Here is an 18,568-nt window from a genome sequence, read left to right on the forward strand (position 1 = left end):
GGTGGGTGATGACGGGATCGAACCGCCGACCCTCTGCTTGTAAGGCAGATGCTCTCCCAGCTGAGCTAATCACCCTTTGCTTCGTGAGGCCGCGAAATTTACGCAGGTAGCGGACCTAAGTCAATAGCCTGCTTGAAGTTTTTCTAAAAAAACCAAAACAGCGTCAAGACCACCCTACTCGCTGTAAATCATCTTCTTGCTCATGCCGCCGTCCACCACGAACTCCTGCCCGGTGACAAACCCGGCCTGGCGCGACAGCAGCCACGCGACCATCGCCGCCACATCCTCGACCGTGCCGACCCGGCCCGCGGGATGCTGGGCATGATCGGCATCGGTCAGCGGCTCGGCACGTCGTACGGCCGGGTCACGCGCATCGATCCAGCCCGGGCTGACGGCATTCACACGGACCTCCGGCCCGAGACTGATCGCCAATGCATGGGTCAGGGCCAACAGGCCGCCCTTGCTCGCCGCATAGGCCTCGCTGTCCGGCTCCGATTGACGGGCACGGGTCGAGGCCAAGTTGACGATGGCCCCACCGTGGGCGCGCAGATACGGCGCACAGTGCTTGGCCAGCAGCATGGGCCCGCTGAGGTTCACCGCCAGCACGCGATTCCAATACGCCAGGTCGAGACTTTCCAGAGTGATATTGTGCGGGTCGGCCACGGCCGCATTGCACACCAGCCCATCCAGGCGACCAAACTGCCCGAGCACTTCAGCGACACCCTGGGCGACTTGTTTCTCGTCCGCCACGTCCATGGTGATAAACCACGCGTTGTCGCCCAGCACCTTGGACACCTTGGCACCGCGCTCGCGATCGAGGTCGGTCAACACCACCTGCCAACCTTCACTGATCAACCACGCCGCGATCCCGAGGCCAATGCCCCGTGCCGCGCCCGTTACCAGCGCGACGCGCCCGTTAGTCGCCGCGGCAGCTTCCAGGGACCACTCGATCACAAGGCCGCCAACCCGCGGGCCAGGTCGGCCTGCAAATCAGCCACGTCTTCCAGGCCCACCGCGACGCGGATCAGGCTGTCGCGAATACCCGCCGCCTCACGCTCCTGCGGCGCCAGGCGGCCATGAGAAGTGGTACTTGGGTGGGTAATCGTGGTTTTGCTGTCGCCCAGGTTGGCGGTGATGGAGATCAGGCGCGTGGCATCGATAAAGCGCCAGGCGCCCTCCTTGCCCCCCTTCACCTCAAAGCTCACCACCGCACCGAAGCCACGCTGCTGGCGCTGGGCCAATTCGTGTTGCGGGTGGCTTTTGAGCCCGGCGTAGTGGACCTTCTCGATACCGTCCTGCTGCTCCAGCCACTCGGCCAGGGCCTGGGCATTGGCGCAATGGGCCTTCATGCGCAGGCCGAGGGTTTCCAGGCCCTTGAGGAAGATCCAGGCGTTGAACGGGCTCAGGGTCGGGCCGGCGGTGCGCAAGAAGCCCACCACTTCCTTCATCTGCTCGCTGCGCCCCGCCACCACACCGCCCATGCAACGACCCTGGCCGTCGATGAACTTGGTGGCCGAGTGCACCACAATATCCGCGCCCAGCTTCAGCGGCTGCTGCAAGGCCGGCGTGCAGAAGCAGTTATCCACCACCAGCATGGCGCCCTTGGCGTGAGCCACTTCGGACAAGGCGGCGATATCCACCAGCTCGGCCAACGGGTTGGACGGCGATTCGACGAACAGCAAGCGGGTATTGGCCTTGATCGCCGTATCCCAGCCGGACAGGTCCGCCAGAGGCACGTAATCCACCTCGATACCGAAGCGCTTGAAGTACTTCTCGAACAGGCTGATGGTCGAACCAAACACACTGCGCGACACCAGCACGTGGTCGCCGGCGCTGCACAGGCTCATCACCACGGCCAGGATCGCCGCCATGCCTGTTGCCGTGGCCACCGCCTGCTCGGCGCCTTCCAGGGCGGCGATACGCTCTTCGAACGCACGCACGGTCGGGTTGGTGTAACGCGAGTAAACGTTACCCGGCACTTCACCGGCAAAGCGCGCAGCGGCATCGGCCGCGGTGCGGAACACATAGCTGGAGGTGAAGAACATCGGGTCGCCGTGCTCACCTTCCGGGGTACGGTGCTGGCCGGCGCGCACAGCCAGGGTATCGAAAGCTACGCCATCGAGGTCGCTGTCCAACCGACCGGCATCCCATTCCTGACTCATGCTGCCACTCCTTACTTGAATGCTTTATTTAACATACAAAACCGGCCCCTCAGGGCCGGTGTTTACTCAGTTGTTGTACAGATCGATGATCGCGCTGACCGCTTGGGTCTTGATCTTCGAGGAGTCGTTACGCGCCTGCTCGATCTTGTTCAGGTAGGCCTCGTCGACGTCACCGGTCACATATTTGCCGTCGAATACCGCGCAGTCGAATTGCTCGATCTTGATCTTGCCCCCACCGACCGCTTCGATCAGGTCCGGCAGGTCCTGATAGATCAGCCAATCGGCGCCGATCAGGTCGGCCACGTCCTGGGTGGTGCGGTTGTGCGCGATCAGCTCATGAGCGCTCGGCATGTCGATACCGTACACGTTCGGGTAACGCACCGCAGGCGCCGCGGAACAGAAGTACACGTTCTTCGCGCCGGCTTCGCGGGCCATCTGGATGATCTGCTTGCACGTGGTGCCGCGTACGATGGAGTCATCCACCAGCATCACGTTCTTGCCGCGAAATTCCAGTTCGATGGCGTTGAGCTTCTGGCGCACCGACTTCTTGCGCGCTGCCTGGCCGGGCATGATGAAGGTACGACCGATGTAGCGGTTCTTGACGAAACCTTCGCGAAACTTGACGCCCAGGTGGTTCGCCAGCTCCAGCGCGGCGGTGCGACTGGTGTCCGGAATCGGGATTACCACGTCGATATCGTGCTCGGGACGCTCACGCAGAATCTTGTCGGCCAGCTTCTCACCCATGCGCAGGCGCGCCTTGTATACCGACACACCGTCGATGATCGAATCCGGACGCGCCAGGTAGACGTGTTCGAAGATGCACGGGGTGAGGGTCGGCGCCACGGCGCACTGACGGGTGTGCAATTTGCCATCTTCGGTGATGTACACCGCTTCGCCCGGCGCGAGGTCACGGATCAGGGTAAAGCCGAGCACATCCAGGGACACGCTTTCGGAAGCGATCATGTACTCGACACCTTCGTCGGTGTGACGCTGGCCGAACACGATCGGACGGATGCCATGCGGGTCGCGGAAACCGACGATGCCGTAACCGGTGATCATCGCCACCACGGCGTAACCACCGACGCAACGGTTGTGCACGTCGATTACGGCGGCGAACACGTCTTCTTCGGTCGGCTGCAGCTTGCCGCGCTGGGCCAGCTCATGAGCGAACACGTTGAGCAGCACTTCCGAGTCGGAGCTGGTGTTGACGTGGCGCAGGTCAGATTCGTAAATCTCCTTGGCCAGCTGTTCAACGTTGGTCAGGTTGCCGTTATGCGCCAGGGTGATGCCGTAAGGCGAGTTGACGTAGAACGGTTGAGCTTCGGCCGAGGTCGAGCTACCGGCAGTCGGGTAACGCACATGGCCAATGCCCATGTGTCCGACCAGGCGCTGCATGTGACGCTGATGAAACACGTCACGCACCAGGCCATTGTCCTTGCGCAGGAATAACCGGCCGTCGTGGCTGGTCACAATACCGGCAGCGTCCTGGCCGCGGTGCTGGAGGACGGTTAGCGCGTCATACAGCGCCTGATTGACGTTCGACTTACCGACGATACCGACGATGCCACACATGCGACGCAACCCCTACTTAATGAATCTTGACTGAACACAGCTTACTGAGGCGTTTTGGCCGGCAAGAGGTGTTCCTTGAACGGAAGATCAGCGGGTACGCTGATTCCGCTGGCCAGCCACTGACTGCTCCACCCCAGAATGAGGTTCTTGGACCAATCTGCAACCAATAGAAATTTTGGCACGAGTACCGACTCCTGCCACCACGAATCCTGCTGTACCGGCCCCAGGCTCAACAGCCCGACCGCCACGACCACCAGCAACGCGCCACGCGCGGCGCCGAAGGCCATGCCGAGAAATCGATCGGTCCCTTCGATGCCGGTGACACGTATCAACTCGCCAATCAGATAATTGACCATTGCTCCCACCAGCAGCGTGGCGATGAACATGATGGCGCAGCCCGCAATGACGCGAGCCGAAGGTGTCTCGATGTATCCGCTCAGATAGACCGACAGCGAGCCACCGAACATCCAGGCGACGACTCCTGCAATGATCCAGGTCAGCAACGACAGTGCTTCTTTTACGAAGCCGCGGCTTAGACTGATCAACGCGGAGATGGCGACGATGGCGACGATCGCCCAATCAACCCAGGTAAATGGCACGTTTGAGCCTACGGACAGATAAGGCGGCGCATTTTAGCAGAGCGCCGGGCTATCGGTAAGCTGTGATTGCGGCTGCTTTGCAAATCAGTAGTTTGTGGCGAGCCAATCGCGTTTCAACCCCCACCACAAATCAATGTAGGCTCAGCCGCGCTCAGGCTGGAACCGGGTCACGAACCCTTTCAGGCTCTGCTGACGATCCAGCAAATCGCGCAGGCGGTCCGCCTCGGCACGTTCGATCAGCGGCCCGATAAACACGCGGTTCTTGCCGTCGGCACTGCGGATGTAAGCGTTATACCCCTGGGCACGCAGCTTCTTCTGCAACGCGTCGGCCCCTTCGCGATTGCCCAGGCTGGCCACCTGGATCGACCAACTGATCGGCAAGCCATTCGGGTCGATGCGGCTCTGCCCGACATCCGGCTTGCCCGGCGCGGCGGGTTGCGGCGCGACCGGCTTGGGCGCAGGTGCCGGCGCGGCAGGCTTGGCGGCAACGGCTGGCGCGGGCTTGACCACCGGCACGCTTGGCTGAACCGGCATCGACGGCGCCTGTTGTGCAGCCACTTCCTCATCGCTCGGTACCGGCTCTTCCTGCGGCAATGCCTGAGGCTCCGGCACTACGACCGGTTCAATCTGCACTTGCGGCACGGCGGGAGCCTGAGGCGCAGCCGGCGCTTCAACAACGACCTGGCGCTCTTCGTCCTGGCGAGAAAACAGCATGGGCAAAAAAATCACCGCCAGCGCCACCAGAACCAGGGCTCCGACCATCCGCTGCTTGTATGCGCTATCCAGTAATGCCATGTGCAGCTTCCTCCGTGGAGCGCCGGGCCAACCACTCAAGCGCCTCGGCAACACAATAAAATGACCCGAACAACAGGATTTCGTCCTCGGCCGTCGCGACCGCGCATTGCGCCTCAAGGGCGGCACTCACGCTTGCATACGACGTCACGGGCGCCCCAAGGTTCTGCAACACTGCCTCCAGCTCCAACGCCGGACGGCTGCGCGGAGTGCCCAGCGGTGCCACCGCCCACGTCTGGACACTGCCGAGCAACGGCGCAACCACGCCTTCCAGGTCCTTGTCCGCCAGCAACCCGAACACCGCCAGACGACGACCGGCCGGCGGCGTGCGTGACAGACGCTGCGCCAGGTATTGCGCCGCATGGGGGTTGTGCCCCACATCCAGCAACAGGTTCAGGCGCTTGCCTTCCCACTCGAATGCACGACGGTCCAGACGCCCCACAACACGGGTCGCCAGCAAGGTCGCGGCAATCTGTTCGGCATTCCACGGCAGATCCAGCAACAGATAGGCCTGCAGCGCGAGCGCGGCGTTTTCCATCGGCAGGTTCAGCAGCGGCAAATCGCGCAGCTCAACTGTCTGCCCACGCGCATCACGCCCGCGCCACTGCCAGTGCTGGTCGCCAATCTCAAGCGTGAATTCGCGCCCGCGCAGGAAGAACGGGCAATCCAGCGCACGCACCTTGTCCAGCAAGGGTTGCGGCGGGTCCAGGTCACCGCACAGCGCAGGCTTGCCCTGGCGGAAGATTCCGGCTTTTTCGTAGGCAACGGACTCGCGGGTATTGCCCAGGTAGTCGGCGTGGTCCACGCCAATACTGGTGACCAACGCCAGGTCGGCATCCACCACGTTGACCGTGTCCAGACGCCCGCCCAGGCCTACCTCCAGCACCACCACGTCCAGTTGCGCACGTTCGAACAGCCAGAACGCCGCCAGGGTGCCCATCTCGAAGTAAGTCAGGGATGTGTCGCCGCGCCCCGCATCCAGCGCGGCGAAGGCTTCGCAGAGCTGCTCGTCGGTGGCTTCGATGCCATTGAGCTGCACCCGCTCGTTGTAGCGCAGCAGGTGCGGCGAGCTGTAAACGCCGACGCTCAGCCCCTGGGCCTGCAGCAACGCGGCGACAAAGGCGCAGGTAGAGCCTTTGCCGTTGGTGCCGGTCACCGTGATCACACGCGGCGCCGGACGGCCCAACCCGAGGCGGGCCGCTACCTGTTGCGAGCGCTCCAGGCCCATGTCGATGGCGGACGGATGCAACTGCTCAAGGTAGGCGAGCCATTCGCCCAGGGTACGCTGGGTCATAGGTTCGCAGGCACCGGCGGCACAACGATCGGCTCGACTTTAGGCGCGACGTACACAGGCGTCGGCAGGCCCATCATTTGCGCCAGCAGGTTACCCAGGCGTGGACGCAGCTCGCCACGCGGGATGATCAGGTCGATGGCACCGTGCTCCAGCAGGAACTCGCTGCGCTGGAAGCCTTCGGGCAGTTTTTCACGCACGGTCTGCTCGATGACGCGCGGGCCGGCAAAGCCGATCAGGGCCTTTGGCTCGCCAACGATCACGTCACCCAGCATCGCCAGGCTGGCGGAAACGCCGCCGTAGACCGGGTCGGTCAGCACGGAAATGAACGGGATACCTTCTTCGCGCAGACGCGCCAGCACCGCGGAGGTCTTGGCCATTTGCATCAGGGAGATCAGGGCTTCCTGCATACGCGCACCACCGGAGGCGGCGAAGCAGATCATCGGGCAACGGTTTTCCAACGCGTAGTTGGCGGCGCGCACAAAGCGCTCGCCGACGATGGCCCCCATGGAACCGCCCATGAAGGAGAACTCGAACGCCGACACCACCACCGGCATACCCAGCAGCTTGCCACTGACCGAGATCAACGCATCCTTCTCACCGGTCTGCTTTTGCGCAGCGCTCAGACGATCCTTGTACTTCTTGCCGTCGCGGAACTTGAGGCGGTCAACCGGTTCCAGGTCAGCGCCCAGCTCGTTACGGCCGTCGGCATCGAGGAAAATATCGATACGCGCGCGGGCGCCAATACGCATGTGATGGTTGCACTTGGGGCAAACGTCCAGGGTCTTTTCCAGCTCCGGACGGTACAGCACCGCGTCGCAGGATGGGCATTTGTGCCACAGACCTTCAGGAACCGAGCTTTTTTTCACCTCGGAACGCATGATCGAAGGGATCAGTTTGTCTACTAACCAGTTGCTCATGCTTTCTTTCTCCAGTACCGGTGGCTTGAACACAGCCCCGCGTATGCCCTTGAGCTAAATTCATATGTGGCGATGACGCGGGCTGGACGGGGTCAGACGTTCGACCTGCCATTTCCAGCCTGCATCCTCAGCCTTCCAGACAACCTGCCAACGCAGGGTTGCCACTTCGTTTCCGGCACACCCACAGGCGGCACCGGGCTGTTTTACACAGTGGTAGTTATGGACGGCGGCAGACTGCCAGCCGTCACATCCCGCCACGGCTGTTGCGCACGGCCTGCATGAACGCGCGAATCTTGCTGTGATCCTTGATGCCCTTGCCCTGCTCCACCCCGCCGCTGACATCCACGGCATAGGGACGAACCTGCTCGATGGCCGCCGCGACATTCGCCGGGTTGAGGCCGCCGGCCAGGATGATCGGCGCGCTCAGCTCCTCGGGGATCAGCGACCAGTCAAACGCTTCACCGGTACCGCCGGGTACGCCTTCGACGTAGGTGTCGAGCAGAATCCCACGTGCCCCGGCATAGGCGGCACAGGCGGCAGCGATGTCATCCCCGGCCTTGACGCGCAGCGCCTTGATGTACGGGCGCTGGTAACTTTCACAGTCTTCCGGGGTTTCGTCGCCGTGGAACTGCAGCATGTCCAGCGGCACGGCATCCAGGGTTTCGTTGAGTTCGCAACGGCTGGCGTTGACGAACAAGCCCACCGTGGTGACGAACGGCGGCAATGCCTTGATGATCGCCCGCGCCTGCAGTACGTTCACCGCACGCGGACTCTTGGCATAAAACACCAGGCCAATGGCGTCCGCCCCCGCCTCGACTGCCGCCAGCGCGTCTTCTATGCGGGTAATCCCGCAAATCTTGCTGCGAACGGCTGACATGTCGTAGAAGCCTCAGGGTTTGGCCGAGAAAGTCCCGGATGGTAACAAAAGCTATTCCGGGCGTCAGCCGCCAAGTTCGCTGAAACCGGTAAGGAAGTGTGGCCCGATAAAACGGTCCGGCAGTTCGAACTCGTCGCGGTACTCCACATCCACCAGATACAGCCCGAACGGATGCGCGGTGACGCCACCGGTGCGGCGGATGCGGCTTTCCAGCACTTCCCTGGCCCAGTCCACCGGGCGCTCGCCGGTGCCGATGGTCATCAGCACCCCGGCAATGTTGCGCACCATATGGTGCAGGAACGCGCCGGCACGGATGTCCAGCACGATCATCTTGCCGTGACGGGTCACACGCAGGTGATGGACTTCCTTGATCGGCGATTTGGCCTGGCACTGGCCGGCACGGAAGGCACTGAAATCATGCACCCCCACCAGGTGCTGCGCGGCTTCGGCCATGCGCTCGGCGTCCAGCGGGCGGTGGTTCCAGGTGATTTCTTCGTTGAGGTGCGCCGGGCGGATCTGGTCGTTGTAGATCACATAGCGGTAGCGCCGGGCGATCGCCTTGAAGCGCGCATGAAAATGCGCCGGCATGACCTTGGCCCAGCTGACGCTGACGTCATGGGGCAAGTTGATATTCGCGCCCATGACCCACGCCTTCATCGTGCGTTCGGCCTGGGTGTCAAAGTGCACCACCTGGCCACACGCATGGACGCCAGCATCGGTACGCCCGGCGCACATCAGCGAAACCGACGAATCAGCAACCTTGGACAGGGCCTTTTCCAGGGTTTCCTGCACCGTGGGCACGCCCGACGCCTGGCGCTGCCAGCCACGATAGCGCGAGCCTTTGTATTCCACGCCCAGGGCGATGCGGTAAAAGCCGGCGGCCGCCATTTCGGCGGCCGGGTTATCTAAATTTGCCAAGAATTGAGAGCCTGATGAGTTGCGCAAAGGCGGCCATTATAAGGCGACAGGTGCGTTGCGCGCGCTTTTGTTATGGATTGACGCATACCAATGTGGGAGGGGCTTGCTCCAGCCGTTAGATTCTGCCGAGCATTTCCTTGGCTTCGCCGCGCTGCACCTCATCGCCCTCGATCAGCACTTCGGCCAGGATGTCTTTCGCGCCATCCGCATCGCCCATATCGATATAGGCCTGGGCCAGGTCCAGCTTGGTGGCGACTTCATTGGTACCGGAGAGGAAGTCGAACTCCGGCTCATCATCGCCCAACGCCGCGTCTTCAGCGGTGAAGGATGGCTCAAGGGCAGGGTTTTCCAGGTGCTGGGACAGGCGATCCAGCTCGGCGTTGACGTCATCCAGCTCCGACGCGAAGGCATCGGGCTTGGCGGCAGCTTGCGGCTCGTCAGCCAGGGACAGATCGAAATCCTCCGGCAGGTCAAAGTCGTCCAGGGCGGCAGGCGTGAGGGTCGGCGGCTCGACGGCCGGCACGTCCTTCATCTGCTCTTCCAGCCCGGAAAGGAAGTCGTCATCCGATTGTGCCGAGGCCGGCGCATCCAATTGCAGGTCAAGATCGAAGTCAGACAGGTCCTCTTCCGGGCCCGCCTTGGCGTCTGTCTGTTGCTGCAACAACGCGGCAAAGGTCTGTTCATCGTCCAGGCTGGCCGGCGACGCCGCTTCCAGTTCATCCAGGCTCAAATCAAAATCAGTGTCGAACGTGTCGAGCTCAGGGGCCGGTGCAGCCGGCTTGTCCTCCAGCAGTTCCTTGACGTATTGAGCGTCCAGGGCGGCCGCGGCCACTGCCGCACTGACACCTGCCGCCAATACGGCCATGGCCGGGAAGCGACTCTTGAGCTGTTCGACCTGCGCATGGTTTTCACCATTGGCCACCAGTTGACGCTCCTGGGTGACAAAGCCGTCCTTGTCGTTCTGCAGGCCGTAGACCTCCATCAGTTTCAAACGCAGGTCGCTGCGCTTGGGCTCTTGCTTGATCGCCTGTTCCAGCACATCGGCGGCCTGGTTCAGGTGGCCACGGTCGATATGGGACTGGGCTTGCGCCAGCGCGTCATTGGCGTTGACCGGGGCCACGGCGACAGCCAGCGGCGCCAGCACCGACGCAACGGTCGGTACAACCGCGGCGGGCGCGACCACCGGTGCAGGGACGGGAGCGGCTGCCAGCTTGACGTTCGGCGGCGGTACTTCGAGGCCTTCGAAGCTGTCCGACGGCAGGTCCTGGTCGATGCTCGAGCTGAACACCGGTTCTTCGGCCAGCGCACGCGCCATGCGCAAATGTTTCTCCTCCTCGCGGCGCGCGTTGCGATGGCGCGCCCACAGGAGCAGGAGCAGCAACACCAGCAGGCCCGCCGCACCGCCAATGACCCCCAGCACAACCGGGTTGGTCAGCAGTTCGTTGAACTTGCCTTCGGTGGTGTCCGTGGCTGCAACCGGCTTGGCCGGCTCCGGCGCTGGCGCAACCGGGGTCGGCGTGGCTGCCGGTTCAGCGGGGGCTGCCGGGGTGGCTGCCGGATCGCTGGCCAACTGTGCGGGCATCGCCGCCGTGGCCTGCGCTGCCGGGTCGGCTTTTTCTGCCTGCAAACGCGCCAGTTGATCGTTCTTCAGTTGAATCAGCTTTTGCAGCTTGTCCAACTGGCTTTGCAAATCTGCCGCGCGGCTCTTGAGTTCTTCGTTGTCACGACGGGTGGTGTCCAGCTGCTCCTGGGTCATTGCCAGTTTGTCGCTCAAAACCTGGCTGTCACCCGCCTTGCCTTTACCCCCCTTCTTGGCCGCCTCGGCCGAGACCAGGCTCAAATTGTCCTTGGCATTGGTGCTCGCCGGCGCGTCACCCGCCTGGGTACGCTTGGTGGCGTCCAATTGCTGCTTGCCCGCCGTCTGGCTGTTGGCGGAGCGACGCCCCTGGCGCCAGGCCTCGTTTTGCGCGCGCACTTCGGCAATCGCCTGGGGTTGCGGCAGTGCGGTGCTCTGTACGGTATCCGGCAGGCGCAGCACCTGGCCGGTCTTCAGGCGGTTGATATTGCCGCCGACAAACGCACCAGGATTCAGCGCCTGGATAGCCAACATGGTTTGCTGCACCGAGCCGCCATTGCGGTGTTTTTCGGCAATTTCCCACAGGGTGTCGCGGGCGGTGGTGGTGTGCTGGGCCGACGTGCTCGTCGCGGGCGCGCTCAGGCGTGGGGCCGGCGCAGCGGTGGTCGGGGCCTGCTGGTCGAACTTGGCCGGGTCGAGCAGCACGCTGTAGTCACGCATCAGACGGCCATTGGGCCACTGCACCTGAAGCAGGAAGCGCACGTAGGAATCGGGCAGCGGCTTGCTGGAGGTGACACGCACCACGCTGCGACCGTTGGGGTTGATGATCGGGGTAAACGTCAAGTCATTGAGAAATGCCTGGCGATCCACACCCGCATCCACAAACGCCTGGGATGAGGCCAGGCTGGGGGTGATCTCGGAAGCGCTGAGGCCGCCGACATCGAGCAATTCGATTTCCACCGCCAACGGCTGGTTCAACTTCGACTTGAGGGTCATTTCCCCCAGTTGAAGCGCCTGCGCCATACCGGAGGACAGCGCCGAGGCGGCCGCTATTGCTAACACCAGTTTGCGAACTTGAACCATAGCCTCATCCTTTGTCTGAACACTCCCCGGCCTGCGAGAAGGTTGGTAACCGCTTGCCATAAGGCATGGCGAGCCGATAGGTCACCGACACGCAACTGTTCCTGCTTGGGGCCAAGCATAGCGCCTGGTTAGAATCAATCTACAAATTGCCGCCAAGTATCTTTTACACAAGGCGTTTTATCAACAACTGCGCCAGTTGCACGGCGTTAAGCGCCGAGCCTTTGCGTACGTTATCTGACGTCAGCCACAGATTTAGTTCCGCCGGGTCATCCACGCCGGCACGCACCCGGCCAACATAGACCACATCCTGGCCCACCGCATCGCCCACCGCCGTTGGGTAATCCCCCGCCTCTACAAGCTCTATGCCGGGCGCGGCGTCGAGTACGCGGTTGACGGCGGCCAGGTCGACCGGCGCGTCCAATTGCAACGACACAGTCAGGCTATCGCCAAAAAACACCGGAGCTTGAACGCATGTTGCTGAAATCTTTAGCAAAGGAGTGTCCAACACGGCACGCAGTTCGTGTATCAGACGTTTCTCCAAGTCTGTATGACCTTGGGCATCCGGCGTGCCGACTTGTGCCAGCAGGTTGAAAGCCATCTGCCGATCGAAGAACTGTGGCTCCAGCGGACGCACATTCAACAGCTCGGCAGTCTGGCGGGCCAGTTCACCGACCGCTTCGCGACCCTGGGCCGACACTGCGAGGTTCGCGGTCACGCTGACCCGCTGAATCTCCAGCAAACCGCGCAACGGCGCCAGCACCACCGCCAGGTTGGTCGCGGACGGGCTTGGGCTGCCGAGCTGGAACGGTTTTTTCAGACCGTCAAGGACATGCGCATTGGCTTCCGGCACCACTTGAAGCGCCTGGTCGGCGGGCAACGCGCCGGACAAATCGATCACCGAGCAACCCGCCGCCGTGGCCCGTGGCGCAAAGCTCACGGTTACCGCAGGGCCCGCAGCGAAGAACGCCAGTTGCGCCTTGCTGAAGTCGAACTCATCGACTTCCTTGACCCGCACATTCTTGCCGCGAAACGGCACCGACGCGCCGGCGGAGTTGCTGCCCGCCAGCAGGTACAGGGTGCCCACCGGGAATTCCAGCTCTTCGAGAATCTGCACCAGGGTTTCGCCAACCGTGCCGGTGGCGCCGATCACGGCAATTTCAAAGGTCTGGGTCATGGGTCTGCCTCGGGCATTACGGGGGGAGCGGCACTTTACCGGGTGGCTGGGGGTGAGGCAATTAACCTGGGCTTGTGGGGTGGCTGAAGGCGCTATCGGGGGCCCGAAAGCACAACAAAAAACCCGCGCCTGTCACCAGAACGCGGGTTTCTCATATTGCCTCAAGCAATCAACGCTCCAGCAGAATCCGCAACATGCGACGCAGCGGTTCAGCCGCGCCCCACAGCAACTGGTCGCCCACGGTAAACGCGCCGAGGAACTGACTGCCCATGTTCAGCTTGCGCAGACGCCCCACCGGTACATTCAGGGTGCCGGTGACCTTGGTCGGGCTCAGCTCCTGCATGCTGATATCGCGGTTGTTCGGCACCAGCTTGACCCACGGGTTGTGCTGGCTGATCAGCCCTTCGATATCGGCGATCGGCACGTCTTTGTTCAGTTTGATGGTCAGCGCCTGGCTGTGGCAGCGCATGGCGCCGATGCGCACGCAGATGCCGTCGACCGGGATCGGGCTCTTGAAGCGACCGAGGATCTTGTTGGTCTCGGCCTGAGCCTTCCACTCTTCGCGGCTCTGGCCGTTCGGCAGCTCTTTGTCGATCCACGGGATCAGGCTGCCGGCCAAGGGCACGCCGAAGTTTTCGGTCGGGTAGGCATCGCTGCGCATGGCTTCGGCCACACGGCGGTCGATGTCGAGGATCGCGCTGGCCGGGTCGGCCAGTTGATCGGCGACGGCCGCATGAGTGGCGCCCATTTGCTTGATCAGTTCGCGCATGTTCTGCGCGCCGGCGCCGGACGCCGCCTGATAGGTCATGGCGCTCATCCACTCGACCAGGCCGGCTTCGAACAGGCCGCCCAGGCCCATCAGCATCAGGCTGACGGTGCAGTTGCCGCCGACGTAGTTCTTGGTGCCGGCGTCCAGTTGCTGGTCGATGACCTTGCGGTTGACCGGGTCGAGAACGATCACGGCGTCGTCCTGCATGCGCAGGCTCGAGGCGGCGTCGATCCAGTAACCTTGCCAGCCGGCTTCGCGCAGCTTGGGGAACACTTCGCTGGTGTAGTCGCCGCCCTGGCAGGTCAGGATCACGTCGAGGGTTTTCAGCTCGTCAATGCTGTAGGCATCCTTGAGCGGGGCAATATCCTTGCCCACGGACGGCCCTTGACCACCCACGTTCGACGTGGTGAAAAACACCGGCTCAATAAGATCGAAATCCTGCTCTTCCAGCATCCGCTGCATGAGCACGGAACCGACCATACCGCGCCAACCGATCAGACCTACACGTTTCATCGCAACTACACCTTGTTAAAAAGTGGGCCGCCTGGCAGCAACAACTGCCAGCGGGCCCGAGAGATTACAGATTCCGCAGCGCGGCGACTACTGCGTCGCCCATTTCTTGCGTACCCACCCTGGTGCAACCCTGCGACCAGATGTCGCCGGTGCGCAGGCCCTGGTCCAGTACCAGGCTCACGGCTTTCTCGATGGCATCCGCAGCATCGGACAGGTTGAAGCTGTAACGCAACATCATCGACACCGACAAGATGGTCGCCAACGGGTTGGCAATGCCCTGTCCGGCGATGTCCGGCGCCGAACCATGGCACGGCTCGTACATGCCCTTGTTGTTGGTGTCCAGGGACGCCGACGGCAGCATGCCGATGGAACCGGTGAGCATCGACGCCTGGTCGGACAGGATGTCGCCGAACAGGTTATCGGTGACGATCACGTCGAACTGCTTGGGCGCACGCACCAGTTGCATGGCGGCATTGTCGACGTACATGTGGCTCAGCTCGACATCCGGGTAGTCCTTGGCCACTTCTTCGACGATTTCACGCCACAGTTGGCTGGACGCCAGGACATTGGCCTTGTCGACCGAGCAGACCTTCTTGCCACGCACGCGAGCCATGTCAAAGCCGACACGGGCGATACGGCGGATTTCGCTCTCGCTGTACGGCAGGGTGTCGTAGGCCTGGCGCTCACCATTGGCAAGCTCACGCACACCGCGTGGCGAGCCGAAATAGATACCGCCGGTCAGCTCACGCACGATGAGGATGTCCAGGCCAGCGACGACTTCCGGCTTGAGGCTCGACGCCTCGGCCAGTTGCGGGTAGAGGATTGCCGGGCGCAGGTTGCCGAACAGGCCCAGTTGCGCGCGGATTTTCAGCAGGCCGCGTTCAGGACGGATGTCACGCTCGATCTTGTCCCATTTCGGGCCACCTACGGCGCCGAGCAGCACGGCGTCGGCGGCACGGGCGCGCGCCAGGGTCTCGTCGGCCAGGGGCACGCCGTGCTTGTCGATGGCCGCGCCGCCGATCACGTCGTGGCTCAGCTCGAAGCCCAGGCTGTATTTGCTGTTGGCCAGTGTCAGGACCTTGACCGCTTCGGCCATGATTTCCGGACCAATACCGTCGCCTGGGAGAATCAGAATCTGCTTGCTCATGCGTTCCTCATTTCATCGAGCGACCTGCCCGGGGGCAGGTCGGAAAATTGATCAGCGTTCGGCCCACACCACCAGCACGTCGGTGCTGAAGGTGCCGTCGGCTTGAATTTCATAGTAATCGCGCACTTCCTGACCCATCGCCTGCTGCAGTTCAAGGATTGCCGCGCGCAAGGCCTGGGGCGTGCGCATGCGCTCGACCCACGAGGTGTATTCCAGGCGCAGACGCTGACGGCTGCTGCTGCGTACATGCAAGCCGGCTTCGCTGAGCTGGCGCATCCACTCGGCGGCGGAGTAATCGCGCACGTGGCTGGTGTCGCGCAGCACTTCGACGGTTTGCAGGTAAGTGTCCAACAGCGGGCTGCCCGGTGACAACACATCCACGAAAGCCGCCACGCCGCCGGGCTTGAGCACGCGGCGCACTTCACGCAGGGCCAGACCGAGGTCGCTCCAATGGTGGGCCGAGTAGCGGCTGAACACGAAGTCGAATTCGCCATCGGCGAACGGCAGGCGTTCGGCGGCGCCGTTTACGGTGCTGATATTGGTGAAACCACGCTCTTGCGCAGCAGCGGCGACCACGTCGAGCATCTGCTGGGACAGGTCGTAGGCCACCACCTCTTTAACCAATGGCGCCACATGAAAGCTGACATGGCCGGCACCGCAGCCCAGGTCCAGCAGGCGTGCGCTGCCCTGCCCGGCCAGTTCGGCCTGGAGCAGCGCGAATTCGGTGCCTTGGGCGTGCACGGCACTGCTCAGGTAGGCCGCAGCCTGCTCGCCGAATTGTTTTTGCACGACTTGGGTGTGGGCGGTGGTGGTCATGGTGGTTTTCCTTGGGTGTTGTGTTGTTAACACTGGCCCTATTGGGGGCAAGCCCCCTCCCACCCTTGACTGCATTCACAGATCAAAATGTGGGAGGGGCGGTGCGACGATTCGACTTGCTCCCGATGGCGGCAGTCCTGCCTACAGCAAATCAGGCGTCGCGAAACAACCAAGGCTGGCTCGCCCGGTGTTTGGCTTCAAACGCCGCAATCGCATCGCCGTCCTGCAGGGTCAGGCCGATGTCGTCCAGGCCATTGATCAGGCAGTGCTTGCGGAACGCATCCACTTCAAAGTGGTACACCTTGCCGTCCGGGCGGGTCACGGTTTGCGCGGCCAGGTCGACGGTCAACTGGTAGCCCACCTCGGCTTCAACCTGCTTGAACAGCTCGTCGACTTCTGCGTCGGTCAAGATGATCGGCAACAGGCCGTTCTTGAAGCTGTTGTTGAAGAAGATGTCGGCGTAGCTCGGCGCAATGATGCTGCGAAAGCCATACTCTTCCAGGGCCCAGGGCGCGTGTTCACGGCTGGAACCGCAACCGAAGTTTTCCCGGGCCAGCAATACACTGGCGCCCTGGTAACGTTCGGCGTTGAGCACGAAGTCCTTGTTCAGCGGGCGCTTGGAGTTGTCCTGGTAGGCGTAGCCCACATCCAGGTAGCGCCATTCGTCGAACAGGTTAGGGCCGAAACCGGTGCGCTTGATCGACTTCAAGAACTGCTTGGGGATGATCTGGTCGGTGTCCACGTTGGCACGGTCCAACGGCGCGACAAGACCTGTGTGTTGGGTAAAAGCTCTCATCGGGTATTCCTCAGATCAATTCGCGAACGTCGATGAAACGACCGTTGACGGCAGCGGCGGCGGCCATGGCCGGGCTGACCAGGTGGGTCCGCCCGCCGGCGCCCTGACGCCCTTCGAAGTTACGGTTGGAGGTGGACGCGCAATGCTCGCCCGACTCCAAACGGTCCGGGTTCATCGCCAGGCACATCGAGCAGCCCGGCTCGCGCCATTCAAAACCGGCCTCAAGGAAGATCTTGTCCAGGCCTTCGGCCTCGGCTTGCGCTTTGACCAGGCCCGAGCCCGGCACCACGATGGCTTGCTTGATGGTCGAGGCGACTTTGCGGCCCTTGGCGATCACCGCCGCGGCGCGCAGGTCTTCGATCCGCGAGTTGGTGCAGGAGCCGATGAATACGCGGTCCAACTGGATGTCGGTGATCGCCTGGTTGGCTTTCAAGCCCATGTACTTCAACGCACGCTCGATGGAACCGCGCTTGACCAGGTCGGCCTCGCGGGCCGGGTCCGGCACGTTCTGGTCGACGGCCAGGACCATTTCCGGCGAGGTGCCCCAGCTGACTTGCGGCTTGATCTGCGCGGCGTCGAGCTCGACCACGGTATCGAACACCGCGTCGGCGTCGGACACCAGGTCTTTCCAGGCTTCGACCGCGGCGTCCCAATCGGCGCCGCTTGGCGCGAATGGGCGACCTTTGACGTATTCAACGGTTTTCTCATCCGCCGCCACCATGCCCACACGCGCACCGGCTTCGATGGACATGTTGCAGATGGTCATGCGGCCCTCGATGGACAAATCGCGAATGGCGCTGCCGGCGAATTCGATGGCGTGGCCGTTACCGCCGGCGGTGCCGATCTTGCCGATCACGGCGAGGACGATGTCCTTGGCGGTCACGCCGAACGGCAAAGTGCCTTCGACGCGGACCAACATGTTCTTCATCTTCTTGGCGACCAGGCACTGGGTGGCGAACACATGTTCCACCTCGGACGTGCCGATGCCATGGGCCAGGGCGCCAAAGGCACCGTGGGTGGAGGTGTGCGAGTCGCCGCAGACCACGGTCATGCCCGGCAAAGTGGCGCCCTGCTCCGGGCCGATCACGTGCACGATGCCTTGACGCACGTCATTCATCTTGAATTCGGTGATGCCATATTCATCGCAGTAATCGTCGAGGGTCTGCACCTGCAAACGCGATACGGTGTCGACAATGGCGTCGATGCCGCCCTTGCGCTCCGGGGTGGTGGGGACGTTGTGGTCCGGGGTGGCGATGATCGAGTCGACGCGCCATGGCTTGCGCCCGGCCAGTCGCAGGCCTTCGAACGCTTGGGGCGAGGTCACTTCATGGATGATGTGACGGTCGATGTAGATCAGCGACGACCCATCATCGCGCCGTTTCACTTCATGGGAATCCCAAAGCTTGTCGTAAAGCGTTTTGCCGGCCATCAGTCGGTCCTCATCAGCGATGTTTCATGCGCCGGGCTTTTCAATAACCCTTTGGCTTGTGAGGCTGATGGTATGGCGCTACATTAAATAACTCAAATTCATATTTTTTATGCTTTGGATTACCAACTGGAATA

Annotated in this window: 16 protein-coding genes and 1 tRNA gene; all 17 read right to left on the reverse strand. The window is 62.5% G+C overall.

Features of this window, described 5'->3' with window-relative positions:
- Window positions 1–2: 2 nt before the first annotated feature.
- The 17 genes from V6M90_RS29575 to leuC all read right to left on the reverse strand — a co-directional run bounded on the left by V6M90_RS29575 (window position 3) and on the right by leuC (window position 18,434).
- A tRNA-Val gene (locus tag V6M90_RS29575) sits at window positions 3–75 on the reverse strand.
- Window positions 76–174: 99 nt separating this feature from the next.
- Window positions 175–939, reverse strand: a complete 765-nt coding sequence (locus tag V6M90_RS29580; RefSeq protein WP_078825488.1) for an SDR family oxidoreductase — start codon at window positions 937–939, stop codon at window positions 175–177.
- 11 nt (window positions 940–950) lie between these two features.
- Window positions 951–2,162 (reverse strand): O-succinylhomoserine sulfhydrylase, encoded by a 1,212-nt coding sequence (locus V6M90_RS29585; protein WP_003175085.1) that lies wholly within the window; start codon window positions 2,160–2,162, stop codon window positions 951–953.
- Window positions 2,163–2,228: 66 nt separating this feature from the next.
- On the reverse strand, window positions 2,229–3,734 hold the full coding sequence (gene purF, locus V6M90_RS29590) for an amidophosphoribosyltransferase (RefSeq protein WP_003175086.1): 1,506 nt from the start codon (window positions 3,732–3,734) through the stop codon (window positions 2,229–2,231).
- A 41-nt stretch (window positions 3,735–3,775) separates the two neighbouring features.
- A complete protein-coding gene (locus tag V6M90_RS29595; protein ID WP_003175087.1) occupies window positions 3,776–4,333 on the reverse strand; it encodes a CvpA family protein in 558 nt (185 codons plus the stop codon).
- Window positions 4,334–4,474: 141 nt separating this feature from the next.
- A complete protein-coding gene (locus V6M90_RS29600) occupies window positions 4,475–5,128 on the reverse strand; it encodes an SPOR domain-containing protein (RefSeq protein ID WP_003175088.1) in 654 nt (217 codons plus the stop codon).
- Window positions 5,112–6,419, reverse strand: a complete 1,308-nt coding sequence (gene folC, locus V6M90_RS29605; protein ID WP_332847629.1) for a bifunctional tetrahydrofolate synthase/dihydrofolate synthase — start codon at window positions 6,417–6,419, stop codon at window positions 5,112–5,114. The genes V6M90_RS29600 and folC overlap by 17 nt, the downstream gene beginning before the upstream one ends.
- On the reverse strand, window positions 6,416–7,336 hold the full coding sequence (accD, locus tag V6M90_RS29610; protein ID WP_003175090.1) for an acetyl-CoA carboxylase, carboxyltransferase subunit beta: 921 nt from the start codon (window positions 7,334–7,336) through the stop codon (window positions 6,416–6,418). The genes folC and accD overlap by 4 nt, the downstream gene beginning before the upstream one ends.
- A gap of 244 nt (window positions 7,337–7,580) precedes the next feature.
- On the reverse strand, window positions 7,581–8,213 hold the full coding sequence (locus V6M90_RS29615) for a phosphoribosylanthranilate isomerase (protein WP_332847630.1): 633 nt from the start codon (window positions 8,211–8,213) through the stop codon (window positions 7,581–7,583).
- A gap of 63 nt (window positions 8,214–8,276) precedes the next feature.
- Entirely contained in the window at window positions 8,277–9,101 is an 825-nt protein-coding gene (truA, locus tag V6M90_RS29620) for a tRNA pseudouridine(38-40) synthase TruA (protein ID WP_042945019.1), read from the reverse strand.
- 145 nt (window positions 9,102–9,246) lie between these two features.
- Complete coding sequence (locus V6M90_RS29625; protein WP_141063199.1) at window positions 9,247–11,790, reverse strand: FimV/HubP family polar landmark protein; 2,544 nt, start codon at window positions 11,788–11,790, stop codon at window positions 9,247–9,249.
- Between the two features lie 163 nt (window positions 11,791–11,953).
- On the reverse strand, window positions 11,954–12,964 hold the full coding sequence (locus V6M90_RS29630; protein WP_332847631.1) for an aspartate-semialdehyde dehydrogenase: 1,011 nt from the start codon (window positions 12,962–12,964) through the stop codon (window positions 11,954–11,956).
- Window positions 12,965–13,133: 169 nt separating this feature from the next.
- Complete coding sequence (gene asd, locus V6M90_RS29635; protein ID WP_078825441.1) at window positions 13,134–14,246, reverse strand: aspartate-semialdehyde dehydrogenase; 1,113 nt, start codon at window positions 14,244–14,246, stop codon at window positions 13,134–13,136.
- Between the two features lie 64 nt (window positions 14,247–14,310).
- Entirely contained in the window at window positions 14,311–15,393 is a 1,083-nt protein-coding gene (leuB, locus tag V6M90_RS29640) for a 3-isopropylmalate dehydrogenase (protein ID WP_305427500.1), read from the reverse strand.
- Between the two features lie 51 nt (window positions 15,394–15,444).
- Complete coding sequence (locus V6M90_RS29645) at window positions 15,445–16,209, reverse strand: class I SAM-dependent methyltransferase (protein ID WP_332847632.1); 765 nt, start codon at window positions 16,207–16,209, stop codon at window positions 15,445–15,447.
- Window positions 16,210–16,360: 151 nt separating this feature from the next.
- A complete protein-coding gene (gene leuD, locus V6M90_RS29650) occupies window positions 16,361–17,005 on the reverse strand; it encodes a 3-isopropylmalate dehydratase small subunit (protein WP_003175099.1) in 645 nt (214 codons plus the stop codon).
- A gap of 10 nt (window positions 17,006–17,015) precedes the next feature.
- Entirely contained in the window at window positions 17,016–18,434 is a 1,419-nt protein-coding gene (gene leuC, locus V6M90_RS29655) for a 3-isopropylmalate dehydratase large subunit (protein WP_003175100.1), read from the reverse strand.
- Window positions 18,435–18,568: the final 134 nt, after the last annotated feature.

Source organism: Pseudomonas lactucae, from assembly GCF_036688725.1.
Taxonomy (GTDB): Bacteria; Pseudomonadota; Gammaproteobacteria; order Pseudomonadales; family Pseudomonadaceae; genus Aquipseudomonas; species Aquipseudomonas lactucae.